This window comes from Bacillus rhizoplanae (genome assembly GCF_917563915.1).
Classification (GTDB): Bacteria; Bacillota; Bacilli; order Bacillales; family Bacillaceae_G; genus Bacillus_A; species Bacillus_A rhizoplanae.
Map to the genome: position 1 here is coordinate 93,831 of NZ_CAKJTI010000007.1, position 21,996 is coordinate 115,826.

Annotated in this window: 24 protein-coding genes; all 24 read left to right on the forward strand. The window is 37.6% G+C overall.

The window, feature by feature from the left end:
• Positions 1–111: 111 nt before the first annotated feature.
• Positions 112–486 (forward strand): winged helix-turn-helix transcriptional regulator, encoded by a 375-nt coding sequence (locus LRP84_RS09490; RefSeq protein WP_230574855.1) that lies wholly within the window; start codon positions 112–114, stop codon positions 484–486.
• Positions 487–539: 53 nt separating this feature from the next.
• A complete protein-coding gene (gene hemW / locus LRP84_RS09495) occupies positions 540–1,679 on the forward strand; it encodes a radical SAM family heme chaperone HemW (protein WP_230574856.1) in 1,140 nt (379 codons plus the stop codon).
• 330 nt (positions 1,680–2,009) lie between these two features.
• The gene (gene hrcA, locus LRP84_RS09500; protein WP_230574857.1) at positions 2,010–3,041 is read left to right on the forward strand and encodes a heat-inducible transcriptional repressor HrcA; all 1,032 of its coding nucleotides are present in this window, start codon (positions 2,010–2,012) and stop codon (positions 3,039–3,041) included.
• A gap of 122 nt (positions 3,042–3,163) precedes the next feature.
• On the forward strand, positions 3,164–3,733 hold the full coding sequence (grpE, locus tag LRP84_RS09505) for a nucleotide exchange factor GrpE (protein WP_230574858.1): 570 nt from the start codon (positions 3,164–3,166) through the stop codon (positions 3,731–3,733).
• Between the two features lie 25 nt (positions 3,734–3,758).
• On the forward strand, positions 3,759–5,594 hold the full coding sequence (gene dnaK / locus LRP84_RS09510; RefSeq protein ID WP_230574859.1) for a chaperone protein DnaK: 1,836 nt from the start codon (positions 3,759–3,761) through the stop codon (positions 5,592–5,594).
• 215 nt (positions 5,595–5,809) lie between these two features.
• A complete protein-coding gene (gene dnaJ / locus LRP84_RS09515; protein ID WP_230574860.1) occupies positions 5,810–6,922 on the forward strand; it encodes a molecular chaperone DnaJ in 1,113 nt (370 codons plus the stop codon).
• 28 nt (positions 6,923–6,950) lie between these two features.
• Complete coding sequence (prmA, locus tag LRP84_RS09520; RefSeq protein ID WP_230574861.1) at positions 6,951–7,889, forward strand: 50S ribosomal protein L11 methyltransferase; 939 nt, start codon at positions 6,951–6,953, stop codon at positions 7,887–7,889.
• Positions 7,890–8,065: 176 nt separating this feature from the next.
• On the forward strand, positions 8,066–8,815 hold the full coding sequence (locus tag LRP84_RS09525; RefSeq protein ID WP_230574862.1) for a 16S rRNA (uracil(1498)-N(3))-methyltransferase: 750 nt from the start codon (positions 8,066–8,068) through the stop codon (positions 8,813–8,815).
• Positions 8,816–8,821: 6 nt separating this feature from the next.
• Positions 8,822–10,174, forward strand: coding sequence for a tRNA (N(6)-L-threonylcarbamoyladenosine(37)-C(2))-methylthiotransferase MtaB (mtaB, locus tag LRP84_RS09530; RefSeq protein WP_230574863.1), 1,353 nt, complete (start codon positions 8,822–8,824; stop codon positions 10,172–10,174).
• 170 nt (positions 10,175–10,344) lie between these two features.
• Positions 10,345–11,010: a deoxyribose-phosphate aldolase gene (deoC, locus tag LRP84_RS09535; protein WP_230574864.1), complete on the forward strand. Its 666-nt coding sequence runs from the start codon at positions 10,345–10,347 to the stop codon at positions 11,008–11,010.
• A 415-nt stretch (positions 11,011–11,425) separates the two neighbouring features.
• The gene (gene rpsU / locus LRP84_RS09540; RefSeq protein WP_020062243.1) at positions 11,426–11,599 is read left to right on the forward strand and encodes a 30S ribosomal protein S21; all 174 of its coding nucleotides are present in this window, start codon (positions 11,426–11,428) and stop codon (positions 11,597–11,599) included.
• A 15-nt stretch (positions 11,600–11,614) separates the two neighbouring features.
• Complete coding sequence (locus LRP84_RS09545) at positions 11,615–12,058, forward strand: GatB/YqeY domain-containing protein (protein WP_230574865.1); 444 nt, start codon at positions 11,615–11,617, stop codon at positions 12,056–12,058.
• A gap of 106 nt (positions 12,059–12,164) precedes the next feature.
• The gene (gene yqfC, locus LRP84_RS09550; RefSeq protein ID WP_098307840.1) at positions 12,165–12,458 is read left to right on the forward strand and encodes a sporulation protein YqfC; all 294 of its coding nucleotides are present in this window, start codon (positions 12,165–12,167) and stop codon (positions 12,456–12,458) included.
• 190 nt (positions 12,459–12,648) lie between these two features.
• Positions 12,649–13,848 carry a sporulation protein YqfD gene (gene yqfD / locus LRP84_RS09555; RefSeq protein WP_230574866.1) on the forward strand — a complete coding sequence of 400 codons (1,200 nt, stop codon included), beginning with the start codon at positions 12,649–12,651 and terminating at the stop codon, positions 13,846–13,848.
• A 7-nt stretch (positions 13,849–13,855) separates the two neighbouring features.
• A complete protein-coding gene (locus LRP84_RS09560) occupies positions 13,856–14,815 on the forward strand; it encodes a PhoH family protein (protein WP_230574867.1) in 960 nt (319 codons plus the stop codon).
• A gap of 138 nt (positions 14,816–14,953) precedes the next feature.
• Entirely contained in the window at positions 14,954–17,095 is a 2,142-nt protein-coding gene (locus tag LRP84_RS09565) for an HD family phosphohydrolase (protein ID WP_230574868.1), read from the forward strand.
• The gene (gene ybeY, locus LRP84_RS09570) at positions 17,096–17,566 is read left to right on the forward strand and encodes an rRNA maturation RNase YbeY (protein ID WP_230574869.1); all 471 of its coding nucleotides are present in this window, start codon (positions 17,096–17,098) and stop codon (positions 17,564–17,566) included.
• On the forward strand, positions 17,563–17,916 hold the full coding sequence (locus LRP84_RS09575; RefSeq protein WP_230574870.1) for a diacylglycerol kinase family protein: 354 nt from the start codon (positions 17,563–17,565) through the stop codon (positions 17,914–17,916). The genes ybeY and LRP84_RS09575 overlap by 4 nt, the downstream gene beginning before the upstream one ends.
• A gap of 55 nt (positions 17,917–17,971) precedes the next feature.
• Positions 17,972–18,370: a cytidine deaminase gene (locus tag LRP84_RS09580; RefSeq protein ID WP_098307828.1), complete on the forward strand. Its 399-nt coding sequence runs from the start codon at positions 17,972–17,974 to the stop codon at positions 18,368–18,370.
• Complete coding sequence (era, locus tag LRP84_RS09585) at positions 18,363–19,271, forward strand: GTPase Era (protein WP_230574871.1); 909 nt, start codon at positions 18,363–18,365, stop codon at positions 19,269–19,271. Before LRP84_RS09580 ends, era begins: the two co-directional genes overlap by 8 nt.
• Positions 19,272–19,471: 200 nt before the next feature.
• Positions 19,472–19,615 carry a YqzL family protein gene (locus LRP84_RS09590; RefSeq protein ID WP_230574872.1) on the forward strand — a complete coding sequence of 48 codons (144 nt, stop codon included), beginning with the start codon at positions 19,472–19,474 and terminating at the stop codon, positions 19,613–19,615.
• Between the two features lie 33 nt (positions 19,616–19,648).
• Positions 19,649–20,395 (forward strand): DNA repair protein RecO, encoded by a 747-nt coding sequence (gene recO / locus LRP84_RS09595; RefSeq protein ID WP_230574873.1) that lies wholly within the window; start codon positions 19,649–19,651, stop codon positions 20,393–20,395.
• Between the two features lie 104 nt (positions 20,396–20,499).
• The gene (gene ccpN, locus LRP84_RS09600; RefSeq protein WP_230574874.1) at positions 20,500–21,132 is read left to right on the forward strand and encodes a transcriptional regulator CcpN; all 633 of its coding nucleotides are present in this window, start codon (positions 20,500–20,502) and stop codon (positions 21,130–21,132) included.
• 29 nt (positions 21,133–21,161) lie between these two features.
• The gene (locus tag LRP84_RS09605) at positions 21,162–21,974 is read left to right on the forward strand and encodes a pyruvate, water dikinase regulatory protein (RefSeq protein WP_230574875.1); all 813 of its coding nucleotides are present in this window, start codon (positions 21,162–21,164) and stop codon (positions 21,972–21,974) included.
• Positions 21,975–21,996 lie beyond the last annotated feature (22 nt).

A 21,996-nucleotide genomic window follows, 5' to 3' on the forward strand; every position in this document is an offset into this window, starting at 1 on the left:
TAGTGATGACACTTTTTATTGTAAGGAACCAAAATAAAATGTGGAAGAATGCACTTTTTGGTGACAGAGTAACTAAAAAGTAACCATTGATTCAAAGTTAGGAGATTGTCCGTGTCTGAAAACATTCGAAAAGAAATTCAAGAAAAAATACAAAACGGTGATTTTAATTGTGAAAAGGAACTAACGCTTTCTATCATTAGTGGAAAGTGGAAAGTTGTGATTTTATGGCATTTAGGTGTGGAAGGTCCACATCGTTTTAGTGAACTTCAGCGTTTATTTCCTAATATTTCTCATAAAGTTTTGTCCAATCAATTAAAAGAATTGACTGAAGATGGAATCATTAATCGGGTTGTATATCCAGAAGTACCTCCGCGTGTAGAGTACTTTATGACGGAGCTCGGTATGACACTTTTGCCAATTGTTGAAATGATGTATGATTGGGGGAAAATGCGAATGGATCAAATTCGCATAGGGTTACAGAAGTAAATAAACCTCCGAAATGCGGGGGGGGGTTATTTTTAGAAAGGTAGGAACATAGTTTGATACAAGCTGCATATATTCATATTCCGTTTTGTCAGCATATTTGTCACTATTGTGATTTTAATAAAGTATTTATTGAGCGTCAGCCAGTTGAACAATACTTGCAATATTTAGAGAAAGAAATTGTGAATACAATCAATAAAACACCTTTTGAACAAATGAAAACGATTTTTGTTGGTGGAGGAACACCAACAGCGCTAAATATGGAACAGACAGAGCAATTGCTAGATATTATTAATCGTCGTTTACGTCCGTTTGCGCCAAATTGTGAACTAACTTTTGAAGCCAATCCGGGAGATTTACCTAAAGAGAAATTGAATCTTCTACTAGAAGGTGGTGTAAACCGGATTAGTTTTGGTGTTCAAACATTTCGAGACGAATTATTGCAAAAAATTGGGCGCAGACATACGAGTGAAGATGCATTCGTAGCGATTCGTGAGGCACAGGAAGTTGGTTTTACAAATATTAATGTTGATTTAATTTATGCACTGCCGACGCAAACGATAGAAGATGTAAGAGAAACGTTAGATATTGCTTTTACACTTGGTGTTCAACATTTCTCTGCGTATTCTTTAATTGTCGAGCCGAAAACGGTCTTTTATAATTTAATGAATAAAGGAAAACTGAGACTTCCAGGAGAAGATCATGAAGCAAGAATGTATGAAATTGTGATGGATGAGATGGAAAAGCATGGTTATAAACAGTATGAAATTAGTAATTTTTCGAAAGAAGGCTATGAAAGTAGACATAACCTCACATACTGGAATAATGAAGAGTATTATGGTTTTGGAGCTGGAGCTCATAGTTATGTAAATGGCGAGCGAATTCAAAATGTGGGTCCATTAAAACAATATTTCACGAAAATTGATGAGACAGGTTTGCCATATTTAGATGTTCATGGAGTAACGGGACAAGAAAAAATGGAAGAAGAGTTATTTTTAGGGCTGCGAAAAACAGCGGGTGTTTCTAAACTGGAATTCAGAAAAAAATTCGGCGTAGAGATGAACGAAATCTTTGCAAAGCAATTACTTCATAATAAAGAACATGAACTGCTTCAAGAGACGAATACTCATATTTGTTTAACAAGAAAAGGGAAGTTATTAGGAAATGAGGTATTTCAATCATTCTTAGTGGATTAATCTAATTTTAAATTGGATCCTCCACTCAGTAGAGCGAAAAGCTAAACCGTCTGTAAGAGCCCGATTGGCTCAACTAATTAGCAGCGGAAAAGAACGCTGCTAAAAGTTTCACTGTATCCCGCTCAAACAGATGGTACATAGAGGTAAATCGAGAAGTAAAACCGTCTGTAAGAGCCCGATTGGCTCAACTAATTAGCAGCGGAAAAAACTGCTGCTAAAAGTTTCGCTTTATCTCATCACGTTTCCGTTGACAATTCAATATCAATTTTGGTAAGTTAGTAATAGATTTAGCACTCGAAACGTAAGAGTGCTAACAGAGGTGATGATGAAATGCTTACGGAACGTCAGCTCTTAATTTTACAAACAATAATTGACGACTTTATCGGATCTGCACAACCTGTCGGATCAAGAACATTGTCTAAGAAAGAAGAAATTACATTTAGTTCAGCGACAATTCGAAATGAAATGGCTGATTTAGAGGAACTCGGGTTTATTGAAAAAACACATAGTTCTTCTGGGCGCGTTCCTTCTGAAAAAGGATATCGCTTTTATGTAGACCATCTTCTTTCGCCGCAGCATTTGCCAAGTGAAGATATTGTACAAATCAAAGACTTGTTTGCTGAAAGAGTTTTTGAAGCGGAAAAGCTTGCGCAGCAATCTGCGCAAATTTTATCAGAACTCACGAATTATACGGCAATTGTTCTTGGGCCAAAAGTGAGTGCGAATAAGCTGAAAAATGTACAAATTCTTCCGCTTGATCACAAAACAGCGGTCGCGATTATTGTAACTGATACAGGACATGTACAAAGTAAGACCATCACTGTTCCGGAATCTATTGATTTATTAGATTTAGAAAAGATGGTTAACATTTTAAATGACAAATTATCAGGTGTACCGATGTCGGAACTGCATAATAAAATCTTTAAAGAAATTGTAATGGTTTTGCGCCAGTACGTTCATAATTATGATAGTGTCATGAAAATGTTAGACGGTACATTCCAATTTCCGTTATCCGAAAAAATATATTTTGGTGGAAAAGCAAATATGCTTGCCCAGCCAGAATTTCATGACATTCAGAAGGTTCGATCATTATTCACTATGATTGAAAACGAAGATGTGTTATATGATATTTTAAAGAGTAAACAGATTGGTATTCAAGTGAAAATTGGGCGTGAAAATTCTTCTGCTGCTATGGAAGATTGTAGCTTAATTTCTGCGACATACTCAATTGGGGATGAGCAGCTTGGGACAATCGCAATTTTAGGACCGACGAGAATGCAATACTCTCGTGTCATTAGTTTGTTGCAATTGTTTACAAAACAATTTACAAATGGATTGAACGGTTTGTATAAACCGAAATAAATAAAAAACTTCCACTTGTGGCGGGGTATCCCCGCTACTGGTGAGGAGTTGGATAAAAGAAATGAGGTAACTGGGTTAACGCAGTATTGTGTTAATCTTGCCTTTTTAAGGAGGTGAAAGTTGTGGAAGAGCGTAATGAACAAGTGGTAGAAGAAGTAAAAGAAGCACAAACAGAAGAAGCTGTAGCATCAGAAAATAGCGAAGAAACTGTAGTAGAAGAAAAAAGTGAAGCTGCTCTTTTACAAGCAAGAGTAGATGAATTACAAGCGAAATTGACGGAAACGGAAGGTCGCATGCTTCGTCTACAAGCTGATTTCGAAAACTATAAGCGCCGCGTTCAATTAGATAAGCAAGCGGCTGAAAAGTATAGATCACAAAGCCTTGTATCAGATATTTTACCGGCTCTTGATAACTTTGAGAGAGCAATGCAGGTGGAAGCAAATGATGAGCAGATGAAATCCTTATTACAAGGGATGGAAATGGTATATCGTCAATTGCTAGAAGCGCTGACAAAAGAAGGTGTTGAAGCGATTGAAGCTGTTGGAAAGCAGTTTGATCCGCATGAACATCAAGCTGTTATGCAAGTAGAAGATAGTGAATTTGAATCGAACGCGGTTGTGGAAGAATTCCAAAAAGGCTACAAGCTGAAAGATCGCGTGATTCGACCATCAATGGTAAAAGTAAATCAATAATTACATAAATATAGGAGGTTTCGTCATGAGTAAAATCATCGGTATTGACTTAGGTACAACAAACTCTTGTGTAGCTGTTATGGAAGGCGGGGAACCAAAGGTTATTCCAAATCCAGAAGGTAACCGTACAACTCCTTCTGTTGTAGCTTTCAAAAATGAAGAGCGTCAAGTTGGGGAAGTAGCGAAGCGTCAAGCAATTACGAACCCAAATACAATTATCTCTATTAAACGTCATATGGGTACAGATTACAAAGTAGAAGTAGAAGGTAAAGAATATACACCTCAAGAACTTTCTGCGATTATTTTACAAAACTTAAAAGCTTCTGCTGAAGCATATTTAGGTGAGCCGGTAACAAAAGCTGTTATTACTGTACCAGCATACTTCAACGATGCAGAGCGTCAAGCAACAAAAGATGCAGGCCGCATTGCTGGTTTAGAAGTAGAACGTATTATTAACGAACCAACAGCAGCAGCGCTTGCTTACGGTTTAGAAAAACAAGACGAAGAACAAAAAATCTTAGTATATGACTTAGGTGGCGGTACATTCGACGTATCTATCCTTGAATTAGCAGATGGAACATTCGAAGTTATTTCAACTGCTGGTGACAACCGTCTTGGTGGTGATGACTTTGACCAAGTTATCATTGATCATTTAGTAGCTGAATTCAAAAAAGAAAATAACATTGATTTAAGCCAAGATAAAATGGCACTTCAACGTTTGAAAGATGCAGCTGAAAAAGCGAAGAAAGATCTTTCTGGTGTAACACAAACGCAAATTTCATTACCATTCATTAGCGCTGGAGCTGCAGGTCCATTACATTTAGAATTAACATTAACAAGAGCAAAATTCGAAGAACTTTCAGCGAACCTTGTTGAAAGAACATTAGAACCAACTCGTCGTGCATTAAAAGACGCTGGTCTTTCTCCAAGCGAATTAGATAAAGTAATTCTTGTTGGTGGTTCTACTCGTATCCCAGCTGTACAAGAAGCGATTAAACGTGAAACTGGTAAAGAACCATATAAAGGTGTAAACCCTGATGAAGTTGTAGCGTTAGGTGCTGCAGTACAGGGTGGTGTACTTACTGGTGATGTAAAAGGCGTTCTATTATTAGACGTAACTCCGCTTTCTTTAGGTATCGAAACAATGGGCGGCGTGTTTACAAAATTAATCGAGCGTAACACAACAATCCCAACAAGTAAGTCACAAGTGTTCTCAACAGCTGCTGATAACCAGCCAGCAGTAGACATTCACGTACTACAAGGTGAGCGTCCAATGGCAGCGGATAACAAAACGTTAGGTCGTTTCCAACTAACAGATATCCCGCCAGCTCCACGCGGCATCCCGCAAATCGAAGTAACATTCGATATTGATGCGAACGGTATCGTAAACGTACGTGCAAAAGATTTAGGAACAAGTAAAGAACAAGTAATTACAATCCAATCTTCTTCAGGCCTTTCTGATGAAGAAGTAGATCGTATGGTAAAAGAAGCAGAAACAAATGCTGATGCTGACCAAAAACGTAAAGAAGAAGTTGAACTTCGCAATGAAGCAGATCAACTTGTATTCCAAACAGATAAAGTTGTAAAAGATTTAGAAGGCAAAGTAGATGCAGCTGAAGTAGCGAAAGCAACAGAAGCAAAAGAGGCATTACAAGCGGCAATCGAGAAAAACGATCTTGATGAAATCCGTACGAAAAAAGATGCACTTCAAGAAATCGTACAACAATTAACTGTAAAATTATATGAGCAAGCTCAAGCCGCTGCAGGATCACAGCAAGCAGAAGGCGCACAAGGCAATGCAGGCGCAAAAAATGACAATGTAGTCGATGCTGAGTTTGAAGAAGTAAAAGAAGATAAGTAATAAAATAAGTAAGATGACAAAAAGTCAAAGTCAAGCGTGCCTTGGCTTTGGCTTTTTTCACGAGTGGAGAAATGACAGGGTGTACACGAAGTCTTTTGTGTGAGAGTCCAATGTTTTTCTTTTTGCATACTGTAAGTGAGGAAACAGTGTTGCAAAGCACTTTCTTTCGATGTTAAAATTACGTTTATGTGAAAGGATTCGGGGGTTACAAACTTATGAGTAAACGAGATTACTATGAGGTGCTTGGCGTTAGCAAGGGCGCTTCAAAAGATGAGATTAAAAAAGCATACCGTCGTTTGGCGAAAAAGTATCATCCAGATGTAAGTACAGAAGAAAATGCAATTGAAAAATTTAAAGAAGTACAAGAAGCATACGAAGTATTAAGTGATGATTCAAAACGTGCGCAGTACGATCAATTTGGTCATGCTGATCCAAATCAAGGCTTCGGTGGTTTTGGCGGTGGCGACTTCGGTGGTGGTTTCGGTTTTGAAGACATCTTTAGTTCATTCTTTGGTGGTGGAGGCGGTAGACGCCGTGATCCAAATGCGCCGCGTCAAGGTGCAGATCTTCAATATCAAGTTTCTTTAAATTTTGAAGAAGCAATTTCTGGTAAGGAAATGGATATTGAAATTCCAACTGAAGATCCTTGTAATACATGTAGTGGTAGCGGAGCAAAACCGGGAACTTCGAAAGAAACATGTAAACATTGTTCTGGAACAGGGCAAGTTAGCGTGGAGCAAAACACACCATTTGGTCGTATTGTGAATCGTCAAGCTTGTAGACAATGCTCTGGAACAGGTCAAATAATTAAAGAAAAATGTACAACATGCCATGGCTCTGGAAAAATACGTAAACATAAAAAAATTAACGTTAAAATTCCAGCAGGTATTGATAATGGTCAACAAATTCGCGTGTCTGGTAAAGGGGAAGCTGGTGCAAACGGTGGACCAGCAGGGGATTTATATGTAGTAGTTCGTGTAAGAGAGCATGAATTCTTCCATCGCGAAGGTGATGATATTATTTGTGAAATGCCATTAACATTTGCACAAGCAGCACTTGGAGATGAAGTGGAAGTTCCGACTGTGCATGGAAAAGTAAAATTAAAAATTCCAGCAGGAACACAAACAGGAACAGAATTCCGTTTAAAAGGAAAAGGCGCTCCAAATGTACGCGGATATGGGCAAGGTGATCAATATGTTGTTGTTCGTGTTGTTACACCAACAAAATTAACATCACACCAAAAAGAATTGTTGAGAGAATTTACAGGTCAAGAAGACCACGATGATAGCCTATTTAAAAAGCTTAAGCGAGCTTTTAAAGGGGAATAATGGAAATGAAAAATGGAGTTGGTAAATTGTGAAATGGTCAGAAATTAGTATTCATACAACAGAGGAAGCAGTAGAAGCAATCTCGCATATTTTACACGAAGCAGGTGCAAGCGGTGTTGCGATTGAAGATCCTGCTGAATTAACAAAAGAGCGTGAACAACAATTTGGTGAGATTTATGCGTTAAATCCAGCTGAATATCCAACGGAAGGTGTACTTGTAAAAGCGTATTTTCCAAAGAATGATGCTTTGCAAGAAACAATTACAAATGTAAAATCATCCATTGATCAGTTGCCTTCTTACGGAATCGAGATTGGAGCAGCAACTGTATCTGTTAATGAGGTAGATGAAGAGGATTGGGCTACTGCTTGGAAAAAATATTATCATCCAGTGAAAATTTCTGATACATTTACAATTGTGCCAACATGGGAAGAATATACACCTTCCTCACCAGAAGAAAAAATTATCGAGTTAGATCCAGGAATGGCATTTGGTACAGGAACGCATCCAACAACAACGATGTGTATTCGTGCTTTAGAAAAAACAGTACAACCTGGTGACACTGTTATTGACGTTGGAACAGGATCTGGCGTGTTAAGTATTGCCGCTGCTAAATTAGGTGCTGCTTCTATTCAAGCATACGATTTAGATCCAGTTGCAGTAGAAAGTGCTGAAATGAACGTTCGACTAAATCATACAGAAAATGTTGTAACTGTTGGACAAAACAGTTTACTAGAAGGCATTGAAGGACCTGTTGATTTAATTGTCGCAAATTTACTAGCGGAAATTATTTTATTATTCCCAGAAGATGCAGCAAAAGTTGTTAAGCAAGGTGGATTATTCATTACATCTGGTATTATTGCTGCGAAAGAAAAAATTGTAACAGAAGCGTTGGTAAATGCCGGTTTTACAGTAGAAGAAGTGTTAACGATGGAAGATTGGGTAGCAATTATTGCGCGTAAAGGGTAAGATAGAGCTTTCCTTGTTCAAGTGTTTATTGCCCGTTTGTACGGGAGAATGTAAGCGGAAAGTCTCTCGCTGAAAGTAGTGAGGGACTTACCGTTTGTTTAGTCCAAATCATACTGTTTGGCTCTTTTCGTAAGCATTCGTTTACGAAAAGAGCTAAACTTTACTAAGGTGATATGATGCAGCGTTATTTTGTAGAAGAACAAAACATAAATGAAACGACAATTCGTATTGTAGGAGATGATGTGCATCACATCGGAAGAGTGATGCGTATGACGTCTGGTGATCACATTTATTGTTGCACAAATGGGAAAACAGCAATTTGTACAATTGCTGAAATTACCAATGAATTTATAAATGCGACTATTGTAGAATGGATAGAGATGTCAAGTGAACTACCTGTGTTTGTGACAATTGCTAGCGGACTGCCTAAAGGAGATAAGCTTGAGTTGATTTTACAAAAAGGAACTGAGCTTGGAGCAGCCGCCTTTTTACCGTTTCAAGCATCTCGATCTATTGTAAAGTGGGATGCGAAAAAAGCAGGCAAAAAAGTAGAGCGTTTTAATAAAATTGCAAAAGAGGCAGCCGAGCAGTCTCATCGCAGTGAGGTTCCGACTGTGCATGCACCTGTTTCTTTTAAAGAGCTCATCACAATGAGCAAAGACTATGATAGTTGCCTTGTTGCATATGAAGAAGAAGCAAAGCAAGGTGAAAGATCAAATTTTGCTAAAGCTTTAACAAAGTTAGAGCCAGGGCAAAAGGTACTCATTGTATTTGGGCCAGAAGGTGGTTTAACAGAAGGGGAAGTGTCTTCTCTTTCTGAACATGCTTTTGTACCTTGCAGTTTAGGACCAAGAATATTGCGGACAGAAACGGCGCCTTTATATGCGCTAAGTGCCGTGTCTTATCATTTTGAATTAATGGGGTGAATATATATGGCAACTGTTGCGTTTCATACGTTAGGTTGTAAAGTAAACCACTACGAGACAGAAGCGATTTGGCAACTGTTTAAACAAGGTGGTTATGAGCGAACTGAATTTGAGAAAACAGCTGATGTGTATGTGATTAATACATGTACAGTAACGAATACAGGGGATAAAAAAAGTCGTCAAGTAATTCGTCGTGCCGTTCGTCAAAATCCTGATGCGGTAATTTGTGTAACGGGATGTTATGCACAAACATCTCCGGCAGAAATTATGGCAATTCCAGGTGTGGATATTGTTGTCGGAACGCAAGACCGTGAGAAAATGCTTGGTTATATTGAAGAATATCGCAATGAACGTCAGCCAATTAATGCTGTACGTAACATTATGAAAACACGTGTATATGAAGAATTAGACGTACCGTATTTTACAGATCGTACGCGTGCATCTTTGAAAATTCAAGAAGGATGTAACAACTTCTGTACGTTCTGTATCATTCCATGGGCTCGTGGTTTAATGCGTTCTCGTGATGGGAAAGAAGTTATTCGTCAAGCACAGCAATTAGTAGATGCTGGTTATAAAGAAATCGTCTTAACAGGTATTCATACAGGTGGATACGGTGAAGATATGAAAGATTATAATTTGGCGGGTTTACTTCGCGATATGGAAGCGCAAGTAACAGGTTTAAAACGTCTTCGTATTTCTTCTATTGAGGCAAGTCAAATTACTGATGAAGTGATTGAAGTACTGCGCGACTCTAAAGTTGTTGTACGTCATTTACACATTCCGCTTCAATCTGGATCTAATACAGTATTAAAGCGTATGCGTCGTAAATATACGATGGAGTTTTTCCAAGAGCGTTTAGACCGCTTGAAAGAAGCGTTGCCAGGACTAGCAATTACATCTGATGTTATCGTTGGTTTCCCTGGTGAAACAGAAGAGGAGTTTATGGAAACGTTCAATTTCATTAAAAATAATCGTTTTTCTGAACTCCATGTATTCCCGTATTCAAAACGTACAGGAACACCAGCAGCACGCATGGACGATCAAGTGCCAGAAGAAATCAAGAACGAGCGTGTACACCACTTGATTGCATTATCTGATCAATTAGCGAAAGAATATGCATCTCAGTTTGAAGGTGAAGTTCTTGAAATTATTCCAGAAGAACCATTTAAAGAAGCTGATCGTGAAGGATTATATGTAGGTTATACAGATAATTACTTAAAAGTTGTCTTTGAAGGATCTGAAGAATTAATCGGTAAATTGATTAAGGTGAAAATCACGAAAGCCGGTTACCCTTATAATGAAGCACAATTTGTTCGTGTGCTAGAAGATGTATCTCCAAAAGAATCAGCAAGCGCGTAAGAGAAGAGAAAAGCATGCAAACAGTTTTGTTTGCATGCTTTTTTATTTGATGGAGAAGTTAAAATATGAAAACGCTATACTTTATGATATAATGCTGAAGATTAAGGTTGTCAGACAACTAACAAGTAACAAAATCACTGAGTATAAGTTGAGAAAGGGGCAATTTTTAAATGAACTACGCAAAATTAATTGATCATACGTTATTAAAACCAGATGCAAAAAAAGAAGCAATCGTTACTCTATGCGAAGAGGCAAAACAACATGATTTTGCTTCTGTATGTGTAAATCCAACATGGATTGAAACAGCAGCAGAAATTTTAAAAGGGACAGACGTAAAAGTTTGTACGGTAATTGGTTTTCCTCTTGGAGCAAACACACCAGAAACGAAAGCATTTGAAACAAAAGATGCAATCGCAAAAGGCGCAACAGAAGTTGACATGGTGATTAACATCGGTGCGTTAAAAGATAAAAACGACGAGTTAGTAGAGCGTGATGTTCGCGCTGTTGTAGAAGCTGCAAAAGGAAAAGCACTTGTAAAAGTAATTATTGAAACATGTCTATTAACAGAAGAAGAAAAAGTTCGTGCTTGTGAATTATCTGTAAAAGCAGGCGTTGATTTTGTAAAAACATCAACAGGATTTTCAACAGGCGGTGCAACAGTAGAAGACGTTGCATTAATGAGAAAAACAGTGGGATCAGATATCGGTGTAAAAGCATCAGGCGGTGTTCGTGACGAAAAAGGCATGGACGCAATGGTAGAAGCAGGTGCAACGCGTATCGGTACAAGCTCTGGTGTAGCGCTAGTAAGCGGAAAAACAGCAACAACTGATTACTAATTTAAAAGCGGAGGCGGCTCGTTTAGAACACGAGGACGTTGGAACTCTTGACGTAGAGGCGATTTTTGCCTCGGAGGAGAGAGTGAAACGGCCGATTGTTCTAGCCGCTGCAGCTGGATAAGATAAAAGCGGAGGCGGCTCGTTTAGAACACGAGGGTCTAGGATATTGTACCCAGATGATGAAAAAATAGAAACGAACATTTGGATAGAATAATATCGCATTGATATAGAATTTTATATCGAAATTGAACGTATCGTGAAAAAAGAAGCGCGATTGCTCTGCTTTTCTTTTATCAGATAGTTGACCTAAAAGTATAAAATGTATTATAATCGTAAAAGACATGCTGAGAAAGTGTTTCTTTTTTGCATGCTGAATTTAGGATGTAAGTGGATGTTTCGGAGGGAGGGAAAGAGAATGTCAAAAACAGTCGTTCGTAAAAACGAGTCTTTGGAGGATGCACTTCGCCGTTTTAAAAGATCAACTTCTAAAGCTGGGACTCTTGCTGAAGCAAGAAAACGCGAGTTCTATGAAAAGCCAAGCGTAAAACGTAAGAAGAAATCTGAAGCGGCAAGAAAGCGTAAATTCTAAGAGAGGGTGTAATTTATGAGTCTTCTCGGTCGTTTAAACGATGATATGAAACAAGCGATGAAGAATAAAGAAAAAGAAAAATTAACCGTTATTCGTATGGTTAAGGCTGCTTTACAAAATGAAGAAATAAAACTGCAGCACTCTCTTCTAGAAGATGAGGAATTAACAGTTTTAACTCGTGAAGTAAAACAGTATAAAGACTCCCTCCTTGAATTTGAAAAAGCGGGTCGTGAGGACCTTGTTGATAAACTGAAAAGCGAAATTCAGATTTTAGAAACATATTTGCCAGAGCAATTAACAGAAGAAGAATTGGCTGCTGTCATTCAGCAAGCTATTTCTGAAGTTGGTGCAGCTTCTAAAGCTGATATGGGCAAAGTGATGAGTGCTGTTATGCCGAAAGTAAAAGGTAAAGCAGATGGCTCACAAGTGAATAGGCTTGTTTCACAACTATTAGCATAAAAAAGCGTCTCATTTATAATGAGACGCTTTTTTATGTTTTTTTTCAATTTGGACGTGATATTACAAGCTTTTTTTTCATACATATGGGATGAGAGGGGGGTCTTCGATGAGAAAGTTGCAGCAAATGAAAAATTGGATCACTAAGCAGATAGACCTACCTGCAGATGTATTCATGGATCTGCCGAGAATTACCCTTGTCGGGCAGGTACATATTTATATAGAAAATCATCGTGGATTATTAGTATTTAGTGATAAAGAGGTGCGGCTTTTGTTAAAGCAAGGACAATTATTAATAAAAGGGGACTCTTTTGTTATTAAAACGATTCTTCCAGAAGAGCTTTTACTTGAAGGGACTATTGAGCAAGTCTTGTTTTTAGAAGGAGAAAAGAAAGATAGATAAAGTGAAACTTCCATTCGTGAGGTGCTCTTTCTCACGAATGGTTAGTTGAAGAAATCGGACTCAAACAGTCGATTAGTATTCGCCTCTTAGTTTTACTACTACCGACTGTTTGAGCGGGACAAAGTGATAGGAAAGGTGCAGGTCTTTATGGGGGACTGCGCCTTTTTCAGAAAGCTGATGGGGGCGAGCTATGAAAAATCAGTGGTTTACAAGATGGATTGGGTATGTGAAGGTGCGGATTGAAGGAAGAGGAGTAGAACGATTTATTAATGAATGTGTACGGCGTGATATTCCTGTTTGGAATGTGAAGAAAGTTGCAGATGATACACTTGTATTTTGCATGCCGCTTCGTGATGTGAAACGATTACGTTCGATTTACCGTAAAAATGAATGTAAACTGTATTTCATTGGACGTTATGGGCTGCCATTTTGGAATAAACGCTTACTTCGAAATAGTGGTTTTTTGGTGGGTTTTTTCATTTTTTTCTTAAGTGTTATCGTTTTATCAAACATGGTATGGAAAATAGAAATAACAGGGGCAACGCCAGAGACGGAATATATTATGATGAAAGAATTGGACAAAATGGGTATTAAGAAAGGGAAGCTGCAATTTCAAATGCCGAGTGTAGAGACTGTACAGCGTTATTTGACTGATAATATTAATGCTATTACATGGATTGGTTTGGAAGTGAAAGGAACGACATATCGCTTTAAAATAGTCGAAAAAAATGAACCGAAAAAAGAAAACGAACAGGTGCCGCAACATTTAGTTGCAAAAAAAGAAGCGGTTATTACGAAGATGTTTGTGGAGATTGGAAAGCCAGCAGTTATGAAAAATGATTATGTGCAAAAGGGACAACTTCTTGTATCGGGGGTGTATGGGAAAGAAGATAGCCCGACAATTGTTTCTGCTAAAGGGGTTGTATTTGGTGAAACTTGGTACAAGTCTGAAGTGGAGGTACCTTTGAAAACGACATTTCAAGTCTATACAGGGAATTCATATAGAGAACATTATCTTACTTTCGGAAACGCAAAAATAAAAATATGGGGATTTCAGCATGATAAGTATAAGCGGTCTAAAACGGAGACAGTAAGACATGATGTTAAGTTGCTCGGTTTTACACTGCCGATTGCTTATGAAAAAGCGATTGTACGTGAAGAGGAGGAAGCAAACCGTGAATATACAGAAAAGCAGGCAATTGCGGTAGCGGAGGAAATGGGACAAAAAGAATTAAAGAAAAAACTGGATGAACGTGCTATGATTATAGGGAAGAAAGTTTTGTATAAACAGGTTGAGAATGGAAATTTAAAATTATTGTTGCATTATACAGTGATTGAAAATATTGCAGAGGCTCAACCGATATCTGAATCCGATATTCAAGGAGATTGAGTAATTAATGGCTGAACAATTAGTAGAGATGAATCAACAATTGGAAAACCATAATGAAGCAATTGCTTTGTTTGGAGTAAATGATGCGCATTTAAAAGTAATTGAGAACGAACTTGAGGTATCGATTGTTACGAGAGGGGAATCTGTTCGTGTATCTGGAACAGAAGAAGCGTTAGCTCTTGTTGAAGGTATATTACAACAGCTTCTAGTTGTTATTCGCAAGGGTGTATCGATTTCTGAGCGTGATGTAATCTACGCGATTCAACTTGGCCGTCAAGGGAAATTGGCTCATTTTGAAGAGTTATATGAAGAAGAAATCTTTAAAACAGCAAAAGGTAAGTCCATCCGTGTGAAAACGATAGGACAAAGGCAATATATTTATGCCATTAAGAAGAATGATATTGTTTTTGGAATGGGACCAGCAGGTACTGGCAAAACATACTTAGCTGTAGTAATGGCTGTTCGTGCATTAAAAAATGGTTATGTGAAAAAAATTATTTTAACAAGACCTGCTGTTGAAGCTGGAGAAAGTTTAGGTTTTTTACCTGGGGATTTGAAAGAAAAAGTGGATCCGTATTTACGCCCTCTTTATGATGCTCTTCATGATGTGCTTGGGCAAGAACATACACAAAGAATGATAGAACGCGGTATCATTGAAATTGCCCCGTTAGCATACATGAGAGGACGAACACTCGATGATGCGTTTGTTATTCTAGATGAAGCACAAAATACAACAGGAGCGCAAATTAAAATGTTTCTAACGCGTCTTGGATTTGATTCGAAAATGGTTATAACGGGAGATCCATCCCAGATTGATTTACCGAAAGGTGTGAAATCTGGTCTTTCTATTGCAGCGAATGTATTAGACCGTGTACCTGGACTTTCGTTTATTAAACTTGAGCAATCGGATGTTGTTCGTCATCCGCTTGTACAGCGCATTATTGAAGCATATGATAAAATGGAATGATCCTGCTTGTAAGGATCATTTCTTTTTATCCCGCTCAAACAGTCGGTAGTAGCAGAGCGAAGAAGAGAAAGCCAACCGACTATAAGAGCCCGAATGGAAGTTTCACTTTATATCAGGAGAGGAGAAGGTATTGTAATTATGTCAAGGTTTCAAGAAGTTGCTAAGTGGTTTCGCAATACACAACATTCGAAAAAACTGAGCTGGATTTCTTATGTTTTAGTAGGAGCGGTGCTATTTTTTGCGCTGATGAATAATGTAAAACCGGAACAATTAGATGTCAAAATGTTATCTATTTCAAAAAAGACAATCCATTCTCCTGTTAAAATTGAAGATAAAGTAACGACAGAAAAGAAGAAGAGAGAAGCGGCTCAAAAGGTCGAGGATCAGTATACGTATCGAAGTGAATATAAACAAAACCGGATTGATGTTGTGAATTCGGTCTTTGATGCAATTAAAGAAGTGGATTCAGAGGCAAATGCTTTGGCACCAAATGCGCAAAAAACCTTGTCGACTACAGAGCGATTGGATAAGTTAAAAAAGAAATTGCCAACGGATTTAACGAAAAGTTTGTCTGATCAAGTGTTATTGCAATTTTTAAATGCGACAGAAGATCAGCTTCTTGTGGCGAGGGAATCAACCGTCACAGCTGTCAATAATTTAATGAGTTATCAAATTAAAATGAATGAAGTGGATCAGTTTAAAGATCGTATTACTAACGAGTTAAAAAACGTATCTGTTAGTAACGAATTGAAACAAGCAATTACCGCACTTGGTCAGTATGCGATCGTACCAAACTATTTTTACGATTCGTCTGCTACGAAGGAACGGAAGCAAATGGCGATGGATCAAGTGGATCCTGTCTATATTTTACAAGGTCAAATTCTTGTGAAAGAAGGCGACACAATTACAAGAGAAGTGTATGAACAGTTGAAGTTAGTAGGATTACTAGATCAAAGTAATTCATTTCAACCATTTTTGGGACTAGCTATTTTTATTGGTGTTCTTCTATTTTTTATGCATCAGCAATTTGAGGCGTTTTTAAAGCCGAAAAGAGAGGACAAGCCATATATTTTAGCATATACAACAATTGTCGCGATTACAGTTGTTTTAATGAAAATTATTAGTTTGTTTCAAAAGTTAGAATATGCCGGTATTGCTTATATTGCTCCGGTTGCAATGGGAACTATATTAGTGAAGCTGATGATTGGTGATCGATTTGTTTTTATAACAAGTGTGATTTTTTCAGTGTGCGGTAGTATTTTATTTAATGAAGAGGTAACGAGTACACTTAATTATTCAGTTGGGATTTATGTATTGCTTAGCTCGCTTTCTGTTAGCGTTTTCTTGCGGGAAAAAAATCGTCGTACAATGTTGCTGCAAACTGGGATACTTGTATCTATTTTAAATGTGGTTGTATTAGCAGCTTTATTGCTACTGCGCAATGGAAACTTTTCACCGATTGAGATTGGAACACATTTATTAATGGCAGCAGCATCTGGGATTATTTCATCGGTTTTAGCAATGGGGATTTTGCCATATTTAGAAAGTGGCCTTGGTCTTGTTTCTAGTATGAAGTTGGTGGAATTAGCAAGTCCAAATCACCCATTGCTTCGCAAAATTTTATTAGAAGCACCAGGAACGTATCATCATAGTGTCATGGTCGCAAATTTATCAGAAGCGGCATGTGAAGCTGTTGGGGCGAATGGTGTGCTAGCACGTGTAGGAGCATATTATCATGATATCGGAAAAACAGTGCAGCCGCATTTCTTTATTGAAAATCAAATGGGAATCTCAAATCCCCATGATCGATTGGACCCTGAAACAAGCAGAGATATTATAATTTCCCATGTTACAAATGGAATAAAAATGTTAGAGGAACATCATATTCCACAAGAGATTATTGATATCACGGCGCAGCATCATGGAACTACTTTGTTAAAGTATTTCTACTATAAAGCAATACAAGAGGATAAAGAGAAGTACACAGAAGAGATGTTTCGTTATCCAGGTCCAAAAGCAACATCAAAAGAATCGGCAATTGTCGGTGTTGCTGACAGTGTAGAAGCGGCAGTGCGTTCTATGAATGCACCAACACCGGAGCAAATTGATAATCTTGTTCATAGTATTATTAAAGACCGTCTACAAGATGGACAATTCAGTGAATGTAATTTAACATTTAAAGAACTGCAAATTGTGGAGAAAACATTATGTGAAACATTAAATGGAATTTTCCATTCTCGGATTAAGTATCCGAAATTATCAGAAGAAAAGGTGAAGTAAATGGGGTTAATAATTGACTTTTTTGATGAAACGGAAGAAGTAAAAGAAGAGTATGTTGACATGATTCAACAGTTAGTTGAAAAAGCAGCAGAGACAGAATCTGTAGAAGACGGAGCGGAACTTTCAATTACATTTGTAAATAATGAGCGCATTCAAGAAATTAACCGTGAATATCGTGATAAAGATCAGCCAACAGACGTAATCTCTTTTGCGATGGAAGATATGGGCGAAGGAGAAATGGAAATTGTCGGTGTGGAAATGCCCCGCATGTTAGGCGATATTATTATTTCTATTCCGAGAACGAAAGAGCAGGCTGAAGAATATGGCCATTCTTTTGAGCGTGAGCTTGGTTTTTTAGCGGTGCATGGCTTTTTGCATTTACTTGGTTATGATCATATGACAGAAGAAGAAGAAAAGGTTATGTTTGGAAGACAAAAAGAAATTCTCGATGCTTTTGGATTGGGTAGATGAAAAAAGGAAAACTTATAAACAGTTTTCGCTATGCATTTGCTGGAATTTTCTTTTGTCTTCTCCATGAACGAAATGTACAAATTCATTGTTTAGCAACGTTCATTGTTAGTGGTCTTGGTTTTTATTTTCATATTACGAAAATAGAATGGCTTATTTTACTTTTGACAATTGGGGGTGTATTTGCACTAGAAATCGTTAATACAGCGGTGGAGAAAACGGTTGATTTAGTAACGACTGAGGTGAAACCACTTGCTAAAATAGCAAAAGACGCAGCAGCAGGCGCGGTGTTATTTTTCTCGATTATTGCCGTTGTAATTGGTGCTATTATCTTTGGACCGTATATGATATAGTTGCATTCCAAAGATTTTTATCTTTTCATATTGTAAATGGAAAGGAAGAGAAACTGTGAACAGCAAAGAATTAATTCAGGAAGCAATCGAAGCGCGTAAACAAGCATATGTACCGTATTCTAAATTTCAAGTAGGTGCTGCCTTATTAACGACGGACGGGAAAGTATATCGTGGTTGTAATGTTGAGAATGCATCATATGGTTTGTGTAACTGCGCGGAAAGAACAGCGCTATTTAAAGCGATTTCGGAAGGAAGTACAGAATTTACTGCAATTGCAGTTGTAGCGGATACAAAACGTCCAGTACCTCCTTGTGGAGCGTGTCGTCAAGTTATGGTAGAATTGTGTGAGTCAAATACAAAAGTGTATTTGACAAATTTAAAAGGTGACATACAAGAAACAACAGTAGGAGAATTGTTACCAGGAGCATTTTTAGCGGAGGATTTACATGAATAGAGAAGGTTTTAAATCAGGTTTTGTCTCTATTATTGGGAGACCAAACGTTGGGAAATCAACATTTTTAAACCGAATTATCGGTCAAAAAATTGCGATTATGAGTGATAAACCACAAACAACACGTAATAAAATTCAAGGTGTGTACACAGAAAATGATGCGCAAGTCATATTTATTGATACACCAGGTATACATAAACCAAAGCATAAGCTTGGCGATTTTATGGTTAAAATGGCTCAAACAACAATAAAAGAAGTAGACATTGTTTTGTTTATGGTCAATGCAGAGGAAGGCTTTGGACGTGGTGAAGAGTTTATCATTGAAAAATTGCAAGAAACGAAGCGACCAGTATTTTTAGTAATTAATAAAATTGATCAAGTTCATCCAGAGGAGCTGCTTGGACTTATTGATAAATACCGTACGTTATATGATTTTGCTGAAATTGTGCCCATTTCAGCATTAGAAGGAAATAATGTGGATGCGTTAATTGGTGCGATTAAAAAATATTTACCAGAAGGCCCGCAGTATTATCCGGAGAATCAAGTGACAGACCATCCGGAGCGCTTTATAATTGCAGAACTTATTCGTGAAAAAGTATTGCATTTAACACGTGAAGAAGTGCCGCATTCCGTTGCGGTTGTTATTGATGCAATTCAAAAGCGTGAAGGCGGGGCAATTTATGTTAATGCAACAGTCATTGTAGAACGTTCATCACAAAAAGGAATTGTGATTGGGAAACAAGGAAAGATGTTAAAAGAAATTGGAAAAAGAGCACGCATTGATATTGAGTCGCTTCTTGGTTCAAGAGTATTTTTAGAGCTGTGGGTAAAAGTGCAGAAAGATTGGCGTAACAAAATGTCACAGTTACGTGACCTTGGCTTCCGTGAAGACGAATATCTATAAAGTGAAACTTCCATTCGTGAGATGTTTTTCTTCACGAATGGTTAGTTGAACCAATCGAGCTTTTACTGCCCGCAAATAGTGGATAAAAACTGTATATTTTAGAAAAAATTTTCTCACATGAAAATGAACAAAATGGGTCATTTTAATAACAAAGAAAGAAATTGGATCACATGCACGCTTACTAAGAAAGGTGGATTCTTATGTTAGATTTTACCTGGAAATTTTTCTCGAAAACAGGAAGCATTGAAACGTATCTGCTCTTGAAAGAAATGGAAAAAAGTGTAGAGGATGAAATGCATCAGCATGATGAAATATTAGTAGAGCTAGATTCTCCAATTTCCTAACCCATTTTGTTCGAACCCTGGATGGTGACGAACATGTTTCAAAAAATTGAGGGAATTGTCATTCGAACGATTGATTATGGAGAAACAAACAAAATTGTAACTATATTTTCCCGCGAATTAGGAAAAGTTAGCGCAATGGCCAGAGGAGCTAAAAAACCTAAAAGTAGACTGGCATCCATTTCTCAATTATTAACTCACGGCCATTTTCTTATTCAAATGGGTTCTGGTTTAGGGACATTACAGCAAGGTGAAATTATTTCTTCTATGCGAGAAATCCGTGAAGATTTATTTTTAACTGCTTATGCGTCATTTATTGTTGAATTGACTGATAAAGCCACAGAAGAGAAAAAACATAATCCGTATTTATTTGAAATGTTATATCAAACGTTGCATTATATGAGTGAAGGGGTTGACCCGGAAGTTTTAGCACTAATCTATCAAACGAAAATGTTGCCAGTTTTCGGGCTTAATCCATACTTTGATACATGTGCGATTTGTCACCAGTCAACAGATTTTGTCGCCTTCTCTGTTAGGGAAGGCGGCTTTCTTTGTAAACATCACGCTGAGCAAGATTCGTATCGTATTGCAATTGGAGAAGCTGTTCACAAGCTGTTGCGGTTATTTTATCATTTTGATTTAGCGCGTCTTGGAAATGTATCTGTTAAAGAAGACACAAAAAAACAAATGCGCACAGTATTGAATATGTACTATGATGAGTATTGTGGGATATATTTAAAATCAAGACGCTTTTTAGACCAGCTTGATAAATTTCAAATATAGTGGACCAAATGAGGTCTTTTTTACATACTTTCTTTTTCGAATGATATATTTAGTATATAATATTTAAGAGATAGTATAACTCTTTTCGTTTTGTAATGAAGGTGGTGATTATCATAGAACTGAATAAGCGCCAAGAACATATCATCCAGATTGTAAAAGATAACGGTCCAATTACAGGAGAAGCGATTGCTGAGCAATTAAATTTAACGAGAGCAACGCTTAGGCCAGATTTGGCTATTTTAACAATGGCGGGTTATTTAGAAGCACGTCCGCGTGTTGGATACTTTTATACCGGGAAAACAGGTGGACAATTGCTTTCTGAGGCAGTTAAAAAAATTATTGTACAAGATTATCAATCTAGGCCGGCTGTGATTGATAAAAACGTTTCTGTATATGATGCAATCTGTGCAATGTTTTTAGAAGATGTCGGTACTTTATTTATCGTTGACCAAAATACATTGTTAGTCGGTGTTGTTTCTCGAAAAGATTTGTTAAGAGCAAGTCTAGGAAAGCAGGATTTAACATCATTACCGGTAAATATTATTATGACAAGAATGCCGAATGTTACGATGTGTCGTAAGGAGGATAGCTTGTATGATGTTGCAATGGGTTTAATAGAAAAGCAGATTGATGCCGTTCCGGTTGTGAAGGACACGAAACAAGGATTAGAAGTTGTCGGTCGCATCACAAAAACTAATATTACGCGTGCATTCGTTGATTTAGTGAATCATGAGTAAGTGCAATTCGTTTAAAGTGAGGTAATGCAATGAATAGTAAAATCGTATATGTCGTATCTGATTCGGTTGGAGAAACAGCTGATTTAGTTGTTCGAGCGGCGATGGGACAATTTCCATTTGCTCCGGATATTAGACGTGTACCGTATGTAGAAGATACAGGGACATTAAAAGAAGTTATTTCTATCGCCAAAAGTAATGATGCTCTTATTTGTTTTACGTTAGTGAAGCCTGATATGCGAAAATATTTACGGGAAGAAGCGGCACAAGAAGGTGTAGAGGCTTATGATATTATCGGTCCTCTTATCGATCAAATTGAAGAAGTAACAGGGCAAATCCCAAGGTATGAGCCAGGGGTTGTACGAAAGTTGGATGAAGAGTATTTCAAAAAGATTGAAGCGATTGAATTTGCTGTGAAATATGACGATGGTAGAGATGCGCGTGGTCTTTTAAAAGCTGATATCGTATTAATTGGAGTGTCTCGTACATCAAAAACACCACTTTCTCAATATCTTGCACATAACAAGCGATTAAAAGTTGCCAATGTTCCTCTCGTACCCGAAGTGGATCCGCCGGAAGAATTATATCGCGTGCCGAAAGAAAAATGCTTTGGTTTAAAAATAACGCCCGATAAATTAAATCATATTCGCAAGGAACGTTTAAAATCTCTTGGATTAAGTGATGGAGCAAGTTACGCCAACATTAATCGTATTAAAGAAGAGATTGAACACTTTGAACGTGTAGTGAATAAAATCGGTTGTCCTGTTATTGATGTATCGAATAAAGCGATTGAAGAAACAGCAAATATTATTGTGAATGCAGTGCAAAACCGACAGAAGTTTTAGCACATTTACCAAAGGTGAATGT

Bases quoted from the DNA above. Each gene is read 5' to 3' on its own strand.
- hrcA (WP_230574857.1), top strand. From the start codon at position 2,010: ATGCTTACGGAACGTCAGCTCTTAATTTTACAAACAATAATTGACGAC.
- dnaK (WP_230574859.1), top strand. From the start codon at position 3,759: ATGAGTAAAATCATCGGTATTGACTTAGGTACAACAAACTCTTGTGTA.
- dnaJ (WP_230574860.1), top strand. From the start codon at position 5,810: ATGAGTAAACGAGATTACTATGAGGTGCTTGGCGTTAGCAAGGGCGCT.
- LRP84_RS09525 (WP_230574862.1), top strand. From the start codon at position 8,066: ATGCAGCGTTATTTTGTAGAAGAACAAAACATAAATGAAACGACAATT.
- mtaB (WP_230574863.1), top strand. From the start codon at position 8,822: ATGGCAACTGTTGCGTTTCATACGTTAGGTTGTAAAGTAAACCACTAC.
- deoC (WP_230574864.1), top strand. From the start codon at position 10,345: ATGAACTACGCAAAATTAATTGATCATACGTTATTAAAACCAGATGCA.
- rpsU (WP_020062243.1), top strand. From the start codon at position 11,426: ATGTCAAAAACAGTCGTTCGTAAAAACGAGTCTTTGGAGGATGCACTT.
- LRP84_RS09545 (WP_230574865.1), top strand. From the start codon at position 11,615: ATGAGTCTTCTCGGTCGTTTAAACGATGATATGAAACAAGCGATGAAG.
- yqfC (WP_098307840.1), top strand. From the start codon at position 12,165: ATGAGAAAGTTGCAGCAAATGAAAAATTGGATCACTAAGCAGATAGAC.
- yqfD (WP_230574866.1), top strand. From the start codon at position 12,649: ATGAAAAATCAGTGGTTTACAAGATGGATTGGGTATGTGAAGGTGCGG.
- LRP84_RS09560 (WP_230574867.1), top strand. From the start codon at position 13,856: ATGGCTGAACAATTAGTAGAGATGAATCAACAATTGGAAAACCATAAT.
- LRP84_RS09565 (WP_230574868.1), top strand. From the start codon at position 14,954: ATGTCAAGGTTTCAAGAAGTTGCTAAGTGGTTTCGCAATACACAACAT.
- ybeY (WP_230574869.1), top strand. From the start codon at position 17,096: ATGGGGTTAATAATTGACTTTTTTGATGAAACGGAAGAAGTAAAAGAA.
- LRP84_RS09575 (WP_230574870.1), top strand. From the start codon at position 17,563: ATGAAAAAAGGAAAACTTATAAACAGTTTTCGCTATGCATTTGCTGGA.
- era (WP_230574871.1), top strand. From the start codon at position 18,363: ATGAATAGAGAAGGTTTTAAATCAGGTTTTGTCTCTATTATTGGGAGA.
- LRP84_RS09590 (WP_230574872.1), top strand. From the start codon at position 19,472: ATGTTAGATTTTACCTGGAAATTTTTCTCGAAAACAGGAAGCATTGAA.
- recO (WP_230574873.1), top strand. From the start codon at position 19,649: ATGTTTCAAAAAATTGAGGGAATTGTCATTCGAACGATTGATTATGGA.
- LRP84_RS09605 (WP_230574875.1), top strand. From the start codon at position 21,162: ATGAATAGTAAAATCGTATATGTCGTATCTGATTCGGTTGGAGAAACA.